General features: G+C 59.6%; 13 protein-coding genes. All 13 read right to left on the minus strand.

The window, feature by feature from the left end; genetic code table 11:
* Positions 1-5: 5 nt before the first annotated feature.
* Positions 6-1,097: an ankyrin repeat domain-containing protein gene (locus F4X08_02770; protein MYD24720.1), complete on the minus strand. Its 1,092-nt coding sequence runs from the start codon at positions 1,095-1,097 to the stop codon at positions 6-8.
* Between the two features lie 105 nt (positions 1,098-1,202).
* Entirely contained in the window at positions 1,203-3,608 is a 2,406-nt protein-coding gene (locus tag F4X08_02775) for an FtsX-like permease family protein (GenBank protein MYD24721.1), read from the minus strand.
* The gene (locus tag F4X08_02780; protein MYD24722.1) at positions 3,609-4,406 is read right to left on the minus strand and encodes a phytanoyl-CoA dioxygenase family protein; all 798 of its coding nucleotides are present in this window, start codon (positions 4,404-4,406) and stop codon (positions 3,609-3,611) included.
* Positions 4,407-4,620: 214 nt separating this feature from the next.
* Positions 4,621-5,448: a hypothetical protein gene (locus F4X08_02785; protein ID MYD24723.1), complete on the minus strand. Its 828-nt coding sequence runs from the start codon at positions 5,446-5,448 to the stop codon at positions 4,621-4,623.
* Between the two features lie 25 nt (positions 5,449-5,473).
* A complete protein-coding gene (locus F4X08_02790) occupies positions 5,474-6,367 on the minus strand; it encodes a tetratricopeptide repeat protein (protein ID MYD24724.1) in 894 nt (297 codons plus the stop codon).
* Entirely contained in the window at positions 6,364-7,209 is an 846-nt protein-coding gene (locus tag F4X08_02795) for a carbon-nitrogen hydrolase family protein (GenBank protein ID MYD24725.1), read from the minus strand. Before F4X08_02795 ends, F4X08_02790 begins: the two co-directional genes overlap by 4 nt.
* A gap of 102 nt (positions 7,210-7,311) precedes the next feature.
* Positions 7,312-8,859 (minus strand): hypothetical protein, encoded by a 1,548-nt coding sequence (locus F4X08_02800; GenBank protein ID MYD24726.1) that lies wholly within the window; start codon positions 8,857-8,859, stop codon positions 7,312-7,314.
* A 141-nt stretch (positions 8,860-9,000) separates the two neighbouring features.
* Positions 9,001-10,239 (minus strand): hypothetical protein, encoded by a 1,239-nt coding sequence (locus tag F4X08_02805; GenBank protein MYD24727.1) that lies wholly within the window; start codon positions 10,237-10,239, stop codon positions 9,001-9,003.
* Entirely contained in the window at positions 10,236-11,084 is an 849-nt protein-coding gene (locus tag F4X08_02810; GenBank protein ID MYD24728.1) for an alpha/beta hydrolase, read from the minus strand. Before F4X08_02810 ends, F4X08_02805 begins: the two co-directional genes overlap by 4 nt.
* Positions 11,085-11,178: 94 nt before the next feature.
* Positions 11,179-11,637 (minus strand): HIT family protein, encoded by a 459-nt coding sequence (locus tag F4X08_02815; GenBank protein MYD24729.1) that lies wholly within the window; start codon positions 11,635-11,637, stop codon positions 11,179-11,181.
* On the minus strand, positions 11,624-12,268 hold the full coding sequence (locus tag F4X08_02820; GenBank protein ID MYD24730.1) for a hypothetical protein: 645 nt from the start codon (positions 12,266-12,268) through the stop codon (positions 11,624-11,626). The genes F4X08_02815 and F4X08_02820 overlap by 14 nt, the downstream gene beginning before the upstream one ends.
* A 132-nt stretch (positions 12,269-12,400) precedes the next feature.
* Positions 12,401-13,567, minus strand: a complete 1,167-nt coding sequence (locus tag F4X08_02825) for a VCBS repeat-containing protein (GenBank protein MYD24731.1) — start codon at positions 13,565-13,567, stop codon at positions 12,401-12,403.
* Positions 13,568-13,615: 48 nt separating this feature from the next.
* On the minus strand, positions 13,616-14,671 hold the full coding sequence (locus F4X08_02830) for a peptidase M19 (GenBank protein ID MYD24732.1): 1,056 nt from the start codon (positions 14,669-14,671) through the stop codon (positions 13,616-13,618).
* Positions 14,672-14,766 lie beyond the last annotated feature (95 nt).

Here is a 14,766-nt window from a genome sequence, read left to right on the forward strand (position 1 = left end):
CCAACTTATTCCTTCAGTTTCCTGCAGTCCAGCCGCGCCACCTGCAGCGGCGTCTTACCGTTCTTTGATTCCAGCTTCGTGGCCGCACCCAGCTCTATGAGCGCTTCCGCCGCCTCCAGACGGCCTTCGTAGGTAGCGCGGTGGAGGGGAGCGCGGCCCTTTTTATCCTGTACATTCAAGCTGGCGCCGTGTTCCGCAAGGAGGCGGATCGGCTCGGTCTGTCCCCTCTCAGCGGCCAGGTGCAGGGGGGTTCGTTTCGTGACGGTCTCGGCGTCGACCTCGGCTCCGTTCCGCAGCAACCATTTCACACACCCGGTTGAACCGGCGCGCGCCGCCCAGTGCAGCGGCGTCATCTCCGCCTCTCCCCTCAGTGTCACCGCTTTTGCATCCTTCCCAGCCAGTTCGCGCACCCGCTCGAGGTCGTTTAACCCGCACGCAGAGAAGATATCGTAGAACGCCCCATGCTCAAGGAGAGCACGGACTGTGTCAGCTACCAATGGGTTCCAGCGCTCGGTCCCACGGCGTGCCGCCGCCTCCTGCAAGGGCGTGTTTCCTCGCTCCCCGTTCCCGGAGAACGGCGCTTCCGGGTCGGCGCCGTACTCGAGCGCGAACTCGGTGTACTCGACCGGTCTGCCGACCGCCCAGAACAGCAGCGAGGTGTTCGCCGGCCATCCCACGTGAGACGTGCTGATGACGGAGGCGTCGGTGACACCGGCCTCGAATACCGTGCGCAAGGTATTGAAGTTTCCGTGGTAGAACGCCTTGGTTACCGGCTCGTGCTGGTGTTTTCTGTCAAGTCCGGTCTCGCAGTCGTAGAATTGGTAAATCCCGCGATCCAGCAGGAAGCGAACCGCTTCGTGCGTGCCGTGGTAGGAGGCCGCCATCGAGAGCGCGACCGAACCAACCGTTTCGAGAAGCGAGGGACTTTCCTTGAGCAGGGCTTTCATTCGGGGGACGTCGCAACTGGCATGGCTCAGGTCCGTCGCGTCGTGCGCCGTGGCTCTCAGGAATTGGTTTTCGAGCGAGGTCAGCTTCCTGCCCTCTTTCATTTCGAAAGCCCGCGTCATCTTTTCCAACAGGTATTCGGTGTCGTTCATTAGAGGTGAGCCTCTTATGTGGACTTACATCTCTGGAGTTTGAAAGGTGCCGCCATGCTCGGACCCAAAGTCACCTCTCCGGTGGCCTGTGACCGTTCGGTGTAATCACCCCTGCCTCAGCGCATTCACCGGATTCCGGCGCGACGCCGCGACCGCATGCGCCCCGATCGTCAGCCAGGCGATGACCAGCGCAACGATACCGCCAGCAAGGAACCACGTGAAATCAAGAGCCGCTGCGTAGGCGTAGTTCTGCAGCCAACTACTCATGACGAGGTAGGCCAACGGCCAGGCGATCAGGTTCGCCAGGATCACGTACTTCATGAAATCCCTCGACAAGAGAATCACGATACCGGAAACCGATGAACCGACTACTTTGCGGATCCCGATCTCCCGGGTGCGTTGCTGGATCGAAAACGAGGCGAGACCCAGGAGGCCCAGGCACGCCACGAAGATCGCCAGAAACGCGAAGATCGCGAAGATCTCGCCAAGCTGATGGTCGGTCCGGTACAGTGCGTCGAAATCCTCGTCCAGGAACGTATAGTCGAGCGGGAACCGGGGATCCACGTCTCTCCACACTTCCTCGATGCGCCCGATGGTTTCGGGGATATTATCAGGCGCGATCCTGATCAAGACGAAAATGTGATAGGTGCTGGTCATGATCGCCGCGGGCTCGATCTCTTCGTGTATCGTCCGTAGGTGAAAATCTCGAACCACACCAATTACGCGCCCTGGAACCACTCCTTCAAAGGACAGCCGCTCAAACTGCCTGCCGAGCGCGTCGTCGGGCGTTCCCCATCCCAGATTCCGGACGGCCGTCTCGTTCAGCAGGACTCCACCGGTCGTATCCGTGCCCCAGTCCGGCGAAAAGTTCCGGCCGGCTATGACATCGATATCCATGACATCCAGGAAGTTCTCGTCCACGTGTAGCGTGGCCATCATCAGGTGGTCCTCGGGCGGCATCCCATCGGGCCGGACCTCCATGATCGGCAACACCCTCATGCCCGGTACGCCGGTAGTCGTAGCGACACCGACTACACCCGGCATTCCGGACAGGCGCTGCTTCAGCACGGGGGTATTGGGTACCTGGTGGGAGCCTGTGATGGGGACGACCATGACGTGCTCTTTGTCGAAACCCAGCCGCTTGGTCTGGATGAATTCGAGTTGATCATGGATGACGGCCGTGCTGACCAGCAGGAAGATGGACATGGAGAACTGGACCACCACTAGTACCTGTCGCATGCCCAGGCCTTTCTTTCCCGTTTCTGGGTTGCCTTTCATTACAATGGCGGGCAGGAATCCTGACAGGTACGCCGCCGGATAGCTACCGGCGGCCAAGCCGATCAAGATCGTACCAAGGACCAGCACGACCAGCACCATCCAGTCGGTCAGCGGCAGCACGAGTTGCTTCCTTGCGATCTCGTTGACGGCGGGCAGCGCCAGTTGAACCAGTAGAACCGCCACGATCGCGGCGAGGCCTGCCATGAGGACCGATTCTCCAAGGAACTGCCGGATCAACTGCAACCGATTGGCGCCCATCACCTTTCTTACGCCTACTTCTCTGGCGCGCATCTCGGAACGGGCTGTGGCCAGGTTGATGAAATTGATGCATGCGATGATCAGGATCAGGAACGCGATGGCCATGAAAAGGGCTACGTACCGGATATCACCGTTAGGTTCGTGTTCACTCTCCCTGTTAGAATAGAGTTGGATGTCAACGAGGGGCTGGAGCGATGGCCGCAGGCCGATGCCCGCCTCCCGGTACTGGTTGCCCGCGTGACGCTCCAGGAAGGCCGGCAGCTTCGCTTCGAAATCACTCGGTGATACGTTCTCACGTAGCCGGATGTAGGTATACAGGTTCCGGTGAAACTCCCAGTCGCCCAGGTCCCAGGACCCGATCACGTTCATCGTGGTGTAGGATACGAACATGTCCGGCCGCATGTGGGAGTTGGTCGGGATGTTCTTCATGACGCCCGTCACCATGAAGTCCCAGCGATTGTCGAGATTGACGACTTTCCCCACGGGATCTTCGGCGCCGAAGTACTTGAAAGCCAGATCTTCCGAAATCACCATTGAGTACGGCTCGTCCAGCGCGGTGCCCGGGTCGCCCAGGACCAATGGAATGCTGAACATTTCAAACAGGTCCGGTTCCGCCCAGATGACCTTGCGTTCGTAGTAGATGGTGTTTCCGAGGTCGACGAGCCAGGCGGATTCGGTGCCTCTCATGCGGACGAGGAGCTCTATCTCGGGGAAGTCGCGCTTCAGGGCGGGTCCCCAGGCCGTGGGCGTACCGGCGGTCTGTACGGTCTGGCCCCCGCTCTCGATATCGTCCACGATCCGGTATACACGATCGGCATGGGGATGATACCGGTCGTAGCCGAGTTCATCCTGGATATACATGAGGATCAGAATGCACGTGGCCATGCCGATGGCAAGCCCAGCGATGTTGATGAGCGAGTAGGCGGGATGCCTGCGGAGGTTGCGCAGGGCCACGCTGAGATAATTGTGGAGCACTTAGGCCTCTTCCAATCTGTCCAGTCTGCGGACCCGTTCCGTTATCACGATTCTCGGCCGGTCGCCGCGGTTGGGAGATGCGGCATGGATGATCCAGGGGTGCATGAAGATCACGTCGCCAGGATCGCCCGTGAATTCGACGGCCTGTACGGGAATGCCGGAGACGTCGACGGGATTCACAAGGAATCGGTCTTCGCGGTCTCCGCCCAGGTCGCGGGACCATAGATCCCGCAGACTCGGGGAAGCCCGCTTGACCGCATTGGTGATGTCTTTGGACCGGCCTTCGCCGATCAGCTCCGGTTGACGTGCGATATGGCGGACGAGCCGGTGGGAACCGGCGAGGGCAATCGTCGCGCCGCCGCGGTCGGCCAGCGGTTCCAGTATGGCGAAAACCTGTACGCCGGGGTTTTGCTCTGACGCAGTGTCTACGGCAATCTGCAGGTCCATGTGCCATGATTGATTGGGCAGAAACCACGGGCCCGCAGCGGGGAAGGTAAGCAGAAGCGCCCCCCAGGGACTAGGTTTTTCCCAGTGTCCAGGTTCGAGGAATTCGTCTATCGCATCCTTTACGGCCTGGTTGCAGGTAGGTTCGAAGGCGCCGGACCGCATCAGCCTGTTGAAACCTTTCGGCTTTGCTTCCGGCCAGGTTTTTGGGTCATCGCGCGGAATCCCGCACCTTTGCTCCAGGTCGTCCCAGACGCGGTCGAGTACGGACTGGACCTCCGTATCCGGAAGCATGCTCGGCACGCGGACCCAGCCGTGCTCGTCGAATTCGGATTTCTGCGCAGCGGTCAACATGGTTGTTCAACTGTTACATTCGGGACTACGGGTTGTTATGACGGCTTTCTTGCTATAATCTCAGACCAGTCCAAATCATACGGGAGAACACTTATGAGCTCGAGCCCTGAGCACTTGATCAATGTCTTCGATTTACCAAGAATGGCTGTGTTTTCGAAGTCATTTCCAGCGTAGTCTCGGTCGCTATTCATCGTAGACTCGTGTATCTCAAAAGTCAGACAACATTCCAACGGACTTTGTAGATGTGTTCTCCCGGAAATTGAAGATCGGAATCAGGATTCAAGGTGAGGATTGTCTCTGACCACCATTCGCCCGGATCCGCCCGGACGTAGACCAGTTGATCTGTGTCAGGATGTATCGATATGCTTTTAACGTCTTTTTCGTTCGCAAGCCGGGGTAGAGGACTGAAGATCATTCGGTCCCGGTCAAACAACCAACAATGTTTCTCCGTACTGACCGCCAGGAACGCTGTGTCGCCAACCGGAATCAGATCGTGACCCGATACATCTGGGAGGTCAATCGCCTCGACCGTCGCAAGAGACGGATTAGAGGTGTACCAGTACTCTAGATGGTACGTCCAAAGTTTGGTATCGGATAGCGCCCAGAGAACTTGGCGAGTCTCATCCCAAACTACGCCATGCCCCCATGACAGTTCTTCACTGAATAGTTCCTTATCCGGGGTGCTAAGATCGTAAACAATCAGTCTGTCGCCACCGGGGGCGTGAGAGGCGGCAACTGCTACCCTGTCCCCGGGAAGCAAGTCGGCGGAGTGAGCATTCGGTACGCTCGCATAGAAAACAACCGAGCCTGTTTCGCGTTCGATGAGCGCGGCCCCACCGCCGGATGACGTGATCAGTATTCGTTTGCCACCGTCAATGGGCTTGCACTCATCGGTTGTACCAAACCGCGTCCTCATATAATCGGGCAATTCGTTACGGTCGGATGCTTTCCAACTCCAGACCTTTCGCTGGGTCCCGTCCTTCGTTTGACCGATTTCCAGGACAAACACTTCATCCCAGCCACAGACAATAAGTTCACTCATATCTTCGCCGGTTAAAATGTATAGATTACTGTTCCGAACCCAGCCGTTTGAGTCGGCCCATCCGTTCGGACTCGTTGTCCACCAGCCAACCGTCTTTCGACAGTTCCTGATAGGCGCGGCCAAAATGGGGCCGTGCTTCATCCGGCCGGCCCAGCGCATACAGGCACTCGGCGACTTCCTCGAAGACGTATCCATCCGACGTGCCGGTCGCTTCGTGTTCCTTGAGTAGGGACTGCTGCATGACCAGCGCTTCTTCGGTATGTCCGAGTGAGCGCTTCGCACGCCCCACGGTCCATTTAGCGATCCGCGTCGCCTGAGGATTGTCCCGCTCGGTACGCCAGGCAAGCCCCTTTTCGAAGAGTTCCAGTGCCTTTTCGTACTCGCCCGCGTCGTGGTACGTCCACCCGGTGTTGTTGTAGAGCGGTCCAAGCCAGTCCTTTGCATGCGGATCGTCCGATGCTTCCGCAGCTTCCATCGCCCTGTTATTCCACATAAGGGATGCATCTGCCGGCTCGCATATCCCCAGCATGTGGGCCGCGTCCACGGCGTGATAGTCCTCGCCGGCCTTTCTCGCCAGTTCCCAGGCCTCCTTGAAGAGTGGTCGTGCGGAATCTGTGTCGCCGGCCGAGTTGAAGGCGCGGCCGCGTTCGAGGAGAAGCCGGACCCGGGTGGTCTGTGTTGGGTCGTTGGAAGGGTTGTCAATATTGACAATCAATGTTTCAGCGTCATCGAGGACGCGGTGGGCTGCGTCGAATTCCCGTCGAAGGCTGTGGGTGCGCGCGATTTGCGAGAGAAGTTGGGCGTGGTAGTCGTGGCTACCGGCGCTTTCGGCGATGGGTAGCAGACCTCGGAAGGCCTTCTCGGTTTTCGCCGGATCGTTGTAGTCCCAGAGTTTGTCGAAGTCGGGGAGGTTACTCAATTGGAATGCGACTCTATTTGGGATTCGGACTCGTGTTGGTTTGCTGTTGGGGTTACTACGACCGTGCTATCGACTCTACTTATCTCAAACGACCGCATTTCTTCTTCTGTCCGAGAGGCCTGATCGAGAATTCGTCCCGATACGTCGCAGGCAATAGATCCACCCAGCATTCGGCGATTTTCTAATCCTGTTTGAGTGGAGATTTCTGACGCATAGGAAAGATAGTTGGATTGGATCACAGGGACGTTGTAGCAACTGGCGATTTTCCTCGCAAACTCAGCGTTCCAATCCCTGGTTATGTCTTTGTTTTCGTTGTACTCGCTCCCGCATACGCCGGGCCAGAGTATGACGTCGCTTCTCTCCAGACCTTTGCCTTGTGTGTAGTCGAGATTCAGCACTTCGGCGCAGAATATCGAACCGAACAGAATGCCCTGGAAGTTCACGGGAAGGCGGTCATCGGGTTCTACGAATCCCCAACGATTCCTGTCCCCAATGGGCAAATGAGACCTCGCTCCTGCCAGTACAGCTTCTCTTCCCGGCTCGAGCAACACCAGCGCGTTGAGTTGTCCTTCGCCAAGAAAATACGGCAATCCAACCAAAGCGCTGGTTCCAGATCTGTCGACCACGCTGCTTAGAGTTGTCAGTGCTTTATCGACCTGTTCAGGCCAACTGGCATCCTTAAATAGATCATGTAGATGAAAGTCGTAACCCGATAGCATCATTTCGGGAAAGACGACTAAGTCGGCACCTGATTGCGCCGCTTCTTCAATCCACCTGGTGGACTTTCTCACACCGTCATCAATCGAATCAGGCATGCTAGGCTGAATGGTGCAAAGCTTCATGGTTGTCGCCCGATCCTGTTCTGAGGAAATTCAGTGATCCGGTCGTCTGTCGTTCTCTGACGGGCTGGCATCCCCTGATTAGGCATTCACGCCTGCCCGCCATCACATCTGCCCGCCCACGGGCACGAGGGGCTCATCGTACTCCACGATCAATTCGACCTGGTGCAGCACGCGGTCGCCGCCCATTCCGGTGAATCGTTTATCCAGCACGACCTCGAGTTCGTTTTCCCCTTCGCGAACCAGATCGTGGGGCAGATCGAAAGTGAACCAGAAGTGAGTCAAGATGCGTTCCGGAAGTCCGCTTCTCGCGGCCGTGTAGGAGACGATGCCGCCGTAATGGTGCGTGCGCTCAGACGGCGTGACGGTCTCGCCGTTGAACCGGAAGGAGATCTCGTCCTCCGGGCAGCAGTGCCCGATGCGCACACCCAGCGTCACGCCTTTGAGTTCGCCGTCGTCACGGGCATCGGCCAGCCTGTCCCCCACCTGGAACGGCACGCGGGCGGGCACGCCTTCTTCGAGATCCACCGGGAGATACCGTTCGGGGACGTGCGGTTCCGCGTTGGGTTCCCGTTGCGCCGGGAAATAGTGCTTCTTCTTCCTGAGATGGATATCCGGATCGGCCATCTCGCGAAAGACCTGGTATTCGCGTTCGGTATGTGGCCAGGGCAGGTCCAGAAGGTACAGTCCGTCCGCTCCCATGGCGCGATAGTTGGCCGCCGCGGCCCGGTACATCTCGATGGTCGGCAGGTGGTGCCGATCGTCGTAGGGCGATCGTCCCAGCATGGGGTGTACCGGCGTCTTCGATCCGGCGGCCGCTTCGACCACCCACCCGATGGGCATCTCCTGATCGAAGAGGAAGCTTTCGGTCCAGGGAATGACAGTGTCCAGGAGACCCTCCTCGAGCCAGGCGCACACGTCCATGCCCAGGGCGAGGTTCGCTTCCTCGGTAGCGCGCACCCTGGCGGCCAGGCACAGAGATTCCCCGCGCGCCTTGCCGAGGCGATCGAGCAGTTGCCTGATCTCCCGTATGAACTCCGTGAGCACCGGCGCTTTCTCCCGCGCCTCCGACGGCTTGAAGAACACGCCCATGTAGGGATCGAACTCCAGCCCGTCCATGCCGTACCGGACGCACACCTCCTCGATGACGCCAAGCCGCTCGGCCCGCACCTCATCACGGGTGTAGTCCGCACAGCCGGCCGCCCGGGGGTAATCGGGATGGTTTTCGCCGATCATGACCTCCGGGTGCTCCAGCTTGAGACGGCCCAGCATGTAGGGGTTGTCGTCGTCCGGCGAAGTGGGCTCGGTCATTCGCAGGCTGCCCAGTATGCGCCGTCCCTTCTCGTGCGCCCGTTCTACAGCCACTTCGAGCGGATCGATACCCGCCTCAAGCGCCAGGTTCAGGTTCTTCGTCGCCCACCACCACATCATGCTCATGTTGTGCTCTTCGACGCCTTCTCCCCACTTCAGGCCGGCCTTCGTGTCGTGGAGAAAGGTCTCGCCGGAACCCAGGCCGTAGACCAGGGTATCCACGTCGGTTCCCAAGATCTCGTCCACGGGTTGCCGCCACTGGTGCAGGCTCATCGGCGGCTCATAGCGGTAGATGCTGTAGTGACGGGCGTCGTTGTAGTGGATCAGCTTCGGTTTTCGCATGACTGCCTCGCTCTGGTAGAACGGCTTCCGGCCATTTCGACCGGAAGCAGATAGGCTTACCGTATTGCTTCCGAACTGTTATTGTACAATTGTACAATAGCCAAGTCCGCAAGCGACCCATGTCCGTCTGCACGCGGTTCTTCACTTCTCGAGCACGACGCCTTCGCGCTCAATGCGGGCGAACATCTCCCGGTACGCATCGGAACCGTCGTCGTCCCAGTACTCAGTGGTAATGAGCGCGTCGTAGCTCATGGGGACCATGCCGCGCCGCCGGTCGGGCCGCACCATGAAAATGGAATCCTCCGGGTCGGCGATGTTGTACATCCGGGCGCCGTTCTCGTACCTCGACCTGATGATCCACCTATCCTGGCGCGGCAACTCGAGTCGCTTGAGCCGCTCCAGTTCTTCGCGGTCCAGCGTGACCCCTAGCCCGGGAACTTCCGGAACCCGCACGAATCCGTTGACGGGCTCGAACCGTTCCGTGACCACATCGCTCTTCCAGGTCTCCGTCGCGCTGATGAAGTGGAAGTTCGCCGACGGGAAGACCGCTGTCATGTGGGCCGTCATGGCCCGGGTGATGTTCCCACCCACGTTCTGAAGCATGAAGGGACTGTCGTCCGCGGCGAACAGGCCCGCCCGCCGCACCGCCTCGCCGATCGGTTGATGCCCCAGCATGTACGCGTCCGCGGGTTTCATCAGCACTTCGTAGGTCGCCCCCATGGGGAAATGGTGCAGCACAACAGGCAACCCGGTGCGATTGCGCAGCTCGATGTAGCCCTGGATGTCCCCCGGAGGCAGGGGGTCTTCGAAGCAACCGGCCACCGGGAACCGTTCCAGCTTGTCCAGGAGTTCGGGCATGTGGTCGTCGGTGCCGTGCATGGTGAAATCGTAATGGATCCTGAATCCATTCGGCGCTGCCGCCTGCATCGCCTCGGTCTGATCCATCACGTTCTCGAAGGGCGAGAGGTGGTACTTCATCCAGGTGTAGCCGCGCGCAGAGTACTTGCGCACCGCTTCGGCCATGCGGTCCGGGTGTGTAGACACGGTCCAGCTTCCCACCGGCACCCAGGACCTGACTTTTTGTCCGAACAGCTTGTAGACCGGCACGCCCGCGGCCTTGCCCATCAGGTCGTACATCGCCGTGCCCAACGCCAGGGAGGTTTCGTCACCGACCCATTCGAAAGGGTTCGTCCCGATGTACCGGTCGACCACTTCCTTCGGTTCCGAGTCACCTCCTTCGCCCAGTCCAATGAGCCCGTCGTCGGTATGCGCGACGTAGACCGTCCGCTTCGCCGGTCCGTAGAAATGGTTAAGCTGGTAAGCGATCCAGTCCTCGTATTCGAGGGTGATCTCGTGTGCCTCGATCTCGGTGACTTTCATGGGTTGTTCCTGTTCGTCTGATAAAACGCGATGAGTTCCTTCCGAACCGCGCTGCACCGATGGACGACGCCGTGAGATTCATCAGGATACATGATGAATTCGGCTCCGGGGATCTTCGCCGCGAGATCCCTTCCCCATGATACAGGCACTTCCCGGTCATTGGAACCGTGGACTACGCGTGTCGGAACAGCTATGCGAGCACACGCGTCCGTCAGGTCCCGGTCTAGATAGGCGGCGATGGCCCGAAGCTGGGTTTCATACCAATGCACGAGGTCCTTCCAGGTGCACTGCTTCAGGGACTGTGTAATGCGATCCTCGTACTCGGTCAGGACACCTCGCTCCTTCATTTCCTCCCGCTCCCACAGCACGTCCAGTGAAAGCACGACGCCTGGCGGCCGGTTGTCCCAGGCCGCTTCCGCGCCCCGTTTGTCGAGGATATCCAACTGATCTTTGACAATCCGGGTTACCGGGTCTTCGTCCGGCCAGAGATTCGCGGCGGTCCCTGCCAGCACGAGGGTCCGGGTTCTTTCCGGGTAGATAGCTGCGAAAAGGATCGCAATGGGTCCACCTGCGGACGAGCCGATCACATGCACTGAGTCTACTTCGAGGTGATCCAGTAACGCAACCAGATCTCGTGCCTGGTTCTCCAGATCATACCCCGACTCCGTACGGGCAGACCGCCAGCAGCCCCGGCGATCGTACGCAATAAAGCGGTAAGCCGCCGCGAAATCCGTCTCCCATGTCCACGCGCCAATCGACGGTGCGCGAAGATGCATGTCAATGGAAGGGAACCCGCCGTGTATGAGGACGACGGCCTCACCCTCTCCCTGAACTTCGTAGAACATCCTGTAGCCGTTCAGGCAAGCGAATGGCAATGTATCTACCTTGTGTATACTCTCTGATTCCGCGAGAACAGGTGTCGTTTGGATGTTGATTCTGTTACGCTGTTTCTTTTTCAAGCGCTTCTGTCAATGGTCCCGAAATGTCCTTCAGAGACGGCAACGAGTATTCCCGGCGCGCACGGCCGGCGAGATCCCGGGGATAGACGACGAGATGTCCATCATCCGTGTATCTCGGGAATACATGCCAGTGAACATGCGGCACTTCCTGAAACGCCGCGGGGCCATTCGACTGCCAGATCGACAGTCCTTCCGGCTTGTAAACCCGGCGAACTGCCCGAGCGACTTTGCAGACTGCACTGGCAAGAGCGGCAGCCGTTTGTTCGTCAAGATCATAGATCTGTTCGAAGTGGTTTTTAGGGACGACCAGGACGTGCCCTTCGTTGCTCTGGCGAAGATCCAGGAACGCCAGGGTTGATTCATCTTCGTATACGGCCGCGGAATCCAGTTCGCCGCTGATGATGCGACAAAAGACACAGTCGTTGTCATGAACCGTCATGGACCTCTCCCGCATTGCTCCGATCGGTGCGTCCAGCCTGCCGCGCTTTCTCCCTCAAGGTCATCCGCCTATTCTTTTCTTCCGCCTTTTGTCTTTTCTTCTCTTCCTTGAGTTCCCGCTCCTTAACTGCCTCCGCATACTGTGCTCGACTCGTCCGCACCTTGTCCAGCCATTCCTGCCGGGTGGAAAGGATCTCGGGACTGCTTCTGCTCCCATAGCTCAGATGGTTCAGAAAATCGATGACTTCGTTGGGCTTCCCGCCGATGAGATCGCGTGCTCCGGGTCCGGTCAGACCACCTTCGAGTTCCCAGTGATACCGGTGGATCAGCGTATCTATGAGGATCAGTTTTTCCTGGGGTGATCTCGCAACCCTGTACTTCTCCACGTATTCCTTAAGGAAGGAGGTCATGCCGGACGCAATCAGGTGTTTGCCCTGAAACGATTTCTGGTATTCGGCCCAGACCAAATCCCAGTTACAGACCTCGCAGCGCAGCAGAAACGACGGGTCGAAGTCGTGTGGGATTTCGCGCTGGCATAGCGGGCAACTCGCGAGGCCGCTGTTCGCTTTCCTGGCACGGAAGATGTGCTCGATTCTCACCAGCAGGCCGATACCCACATCGTCGATCAGCACTTCGTCACAGATTCCGAGGGCCTCCTTCTTGTACAACTCGGCGATCTTGTGGCGGGGAATCCGGCCTGGCCAGGTTGGTCTGTCGTGCCGTACTTGGGTCATGGGGCCTGCCTCGACGCTACCAGCCACATCTCACTCCGGCATGTACAAATACAGATTATCCACCAACTGCGGCCGCGGCGCGGTATCCTGGAGCCAGCGGTAAGGCTTGCTGATGATGCCGAATTTGCCGTCCAGCTCTATGACCTGGGCTTCGTGCGTACCGATCCCTGTGTCGATGACGTGCTCATCCATGTGGTCGCCGCGGCTCAGAAAGAGCAGTTGCCGGGGCGGATGCGGTTTGGTCCAGTCTCCCCGGCCCATCTCGCCCACGTAGATGTCGGGCCGGCCGTCTCCGTCGAAGTCGGCCACCTGCAAGGTGTGCGCATCGAGGAGCCGGTCGTTGAGCACTTCGGCCTCCCACGGTTTCTCGACGTCCGCGCCCGGCCTGAACAGCGCCAGCCGTCCATAGGTCTGCCCGATGTCCAGGGCCACCTCGCACACAGCGATTTCGACTCGCCCGTCGCCGTCGAAATCCGCCGCCCGGACCCGCACGCCGCCATACCCCTCGGCGAAGACGTGCCGCTCCCATTCACCGTTCGGCAGCAAGCGATACCACGAAGTCCCGGCGATGAGTTCCAGCCGCCCGTCTCCGTCCACGTCGGCGGCCGCGAAGTCCTGTTCGCTTACGCCGGTGGCCACCTTACTGACGCCGGGCCACGGAGTCACGAAGGGATCATCGGGCACCGGGACCGAGAAGATCGTCCCGGCATCGGGGTTCCATACATACAATTCGTTCCGGCCGTCGCCGTCGATATCCGCCACCATCAGGTCATGGATCCGGCTATCGGGAAGTTCGAACACCACGCGACGAGCCCAACGCTGCGTGGGATCGTCGGGGCACGCCCACCAGAATACGTGGTTGCCCCGGTCGCTGGTGCCGGAGATCAGATCGAGTCTACCATTCCCGGTGAGGTCGACGAGAGCGGTACCGACACTGATGCTTGGAAAAGTGTCATCCATCAGGTGCGGTACCCACGTGCCCTGATCGGTGCGGCCGAACCAGTGCAGTCCGTCCGGATTCCGGGTGGCGATGACGAATTCCTGCACGCCGTCGCCGTCGAGGTCCCCCACGACGCAGTCCATGCGCTCGGCGGGACCGCCTTCGTAGATGGTGTGACGATGGAATACGGGGGCTTCAGGCATGAAGCGGCCTTTTTTACAGGGAGTGAATGCCGGCCTCTTGGTACTGCCGATCATTTTCGTGGTGCCTGGTTCGGACGCGAACGAAAGCGACGCTTTTCGACGTCAACCCCACGCCGCGCGCAGCGTCCGGACCCAGTTGCCATGCATGATGTCGGCAATGTCGGTCTCCGAATAGCCGCGGCTTTCGAGGATGGCGGGGATCTTGCGCAGGTCGGCAATGGTCTCGAGATCGGCAGGACACTGTTCTTTGCCGTAACCGCCGTCCACGTCGGTGCCGATGGCCGCGTGCCGCGCGCTCCCGGTCAACTGGCAGACATGGTCGATATGATCCACCACGGTTTCAAAGGTGATGGCCGAATTATCCATGGCGACCGGATCCCACAGCGGGGAGATCATCCATATATCCATGGCTGTGCCGATGACGCCGCCGCGCTCGGCCAGGGCCCTGATCTGTTGGTCGTCGAGCTGGCGGTCGTGGTCGCACAGGGCCCTGCAACAGTTGTGGGTGGCCAGCACTGGGCCGTTGAAGTGGTCCAGCGCTTCCCAGAAGGCCTGCTCGGCCAGGTGGCTCACGTCCAGGATGATCCCGGCCGCCTCCAGGGCTTCGAGCATGGGGCGGCCACGGGGCGTCAGACCGCCGGGCGCCTGGGTCCCGTGGGCATAGGAACTGACCCCGTAGTGGCACAGGCTCACCACCCGGAGACCTTCGTCCCACCAGCCTGCCACCTGCTCGGGCCCCACGATGCCGTCCGCGCCTTCCATGCTGAGGACATACCCCAGCGGCGTCGTAAGGGGGTCGGCTTCCCATTCGGCCAGGTGGGCGTCGAGTTCGGCCCGGTTGCGCACCTGGCGAAAGACGCCCCTGGACTCCATCAGGCGATAGTAGGCCAGTTCGCCCATGCACCGGGCATAGGCGATGTCCTGGGTGCGCACGCCGGAGAAGCGCTTGCCCATCGAAGCGATCCGGCAGTTCACCGTGACAAACATGAGCCCGATTCCGCCGCGGCGTAGCTCCTCGAAATTCACCACGCCGAGGCCGCGGCCCTTCTGTGCCATGCCGGCTTCTGCCTCGCGGATTTTTGCAATGGGCTGGAAAAGGTCCCGGTCCCATTCGAGGGCGTTGTAAGCGATGTCCAGGTGGGAATCGACGATCAGCATGAAGGTTCTCCCAAAGTCAAGTCCGCGTATAGAAGCATTGCCGAACCAAGAAACTTGTACAAATCCGATCCGGAGGGTTACCTTGGATTCAAGGA

It is taken from the genome of Gemmatimonadota bacterium, assembly GCA_009841265.1.
Classification (GTDB): Bacteria; JAAXHH01; JAAXHH01; order JAAXHH01; family JAAXHH01; genus JAAXHH01.

What these genes read in the sequence shown, in the direction of transcription:
- F4X08_02770 (MYD24720.1), bottom strand. Translation starts at nt 1,097, where the DNA reads ATGAACGACACCGAATACCTGTTGGAAAAGATGACGCGGGCTTTCGAA.
- F4X08_02780 (MYD24722.1), bottom strand. Translation starts at nt 4,406, where the DNA reads ATGTTGACCGCTGCGCAGAAATCCGAATTCGACGAGCACGGCTGGGTC.
- F4X08_02785 (MYD24723.1), bottom strand. Translation starts at nt 5,448, where the DNA reads ATGAGTGAACTTATTGTCTGTGGCTGGGATGAAGTGTTTGTCCTGGAA.
- F4X08_02795 (MYD24725.1), bottom strand. Translation starts at nt 7,209, where the DNA reads ATGAAGCTTTGCACCATTCAGCCTAGCATGCCTGATTCGATTGATGAC.
- F4X08_02800 (MYD24726.1), bottom strand. Translation starts at nt 8,859, where the DNA reads ATGCGAAAACCGAAGCTGATCCACTACAACGACGCCCGTCACTACAGC.
- F4X08_02805 (MYD24727.1), bottom strand. Translation starts at nt 10,239, where the DNA reads ATGAAAGTCACCGAGATCGAGGCACACGAGATCACCCTCGAATACGAG.
- F4X08_02810 (MYD24728.1), bottom strand. Translation starts at nt 11,084, where the DNA reads ATGTTCTACGAAGTTCAGGGAGAGGGTGAGGCCGTCGTCCTCATACAC.
- F4X08_02815 (MYD24729.1), bottom strand. Translation starts at nt 11,637, where the DNA reads ATGACGGTTCATGACAACGACTGTGTCTTTTGTCGCATCATCAGCGGC.
- F4X08_02825 (MYD24731.1), bottom strand. Translation starts at nt 13,567, where the DNA reads ATGATCGGCAGTACCAAGAGGCCGGCATTCACTCCCTGTAAAAAAGGC.
- F4X08_02830 (MYD24732.1), bottom strand. Translation starts at nt 14,671, where the DNA reads ATGCTGATCGTCGATTCCCACCTGGACATCGCTTACAACGCCCTCGAA.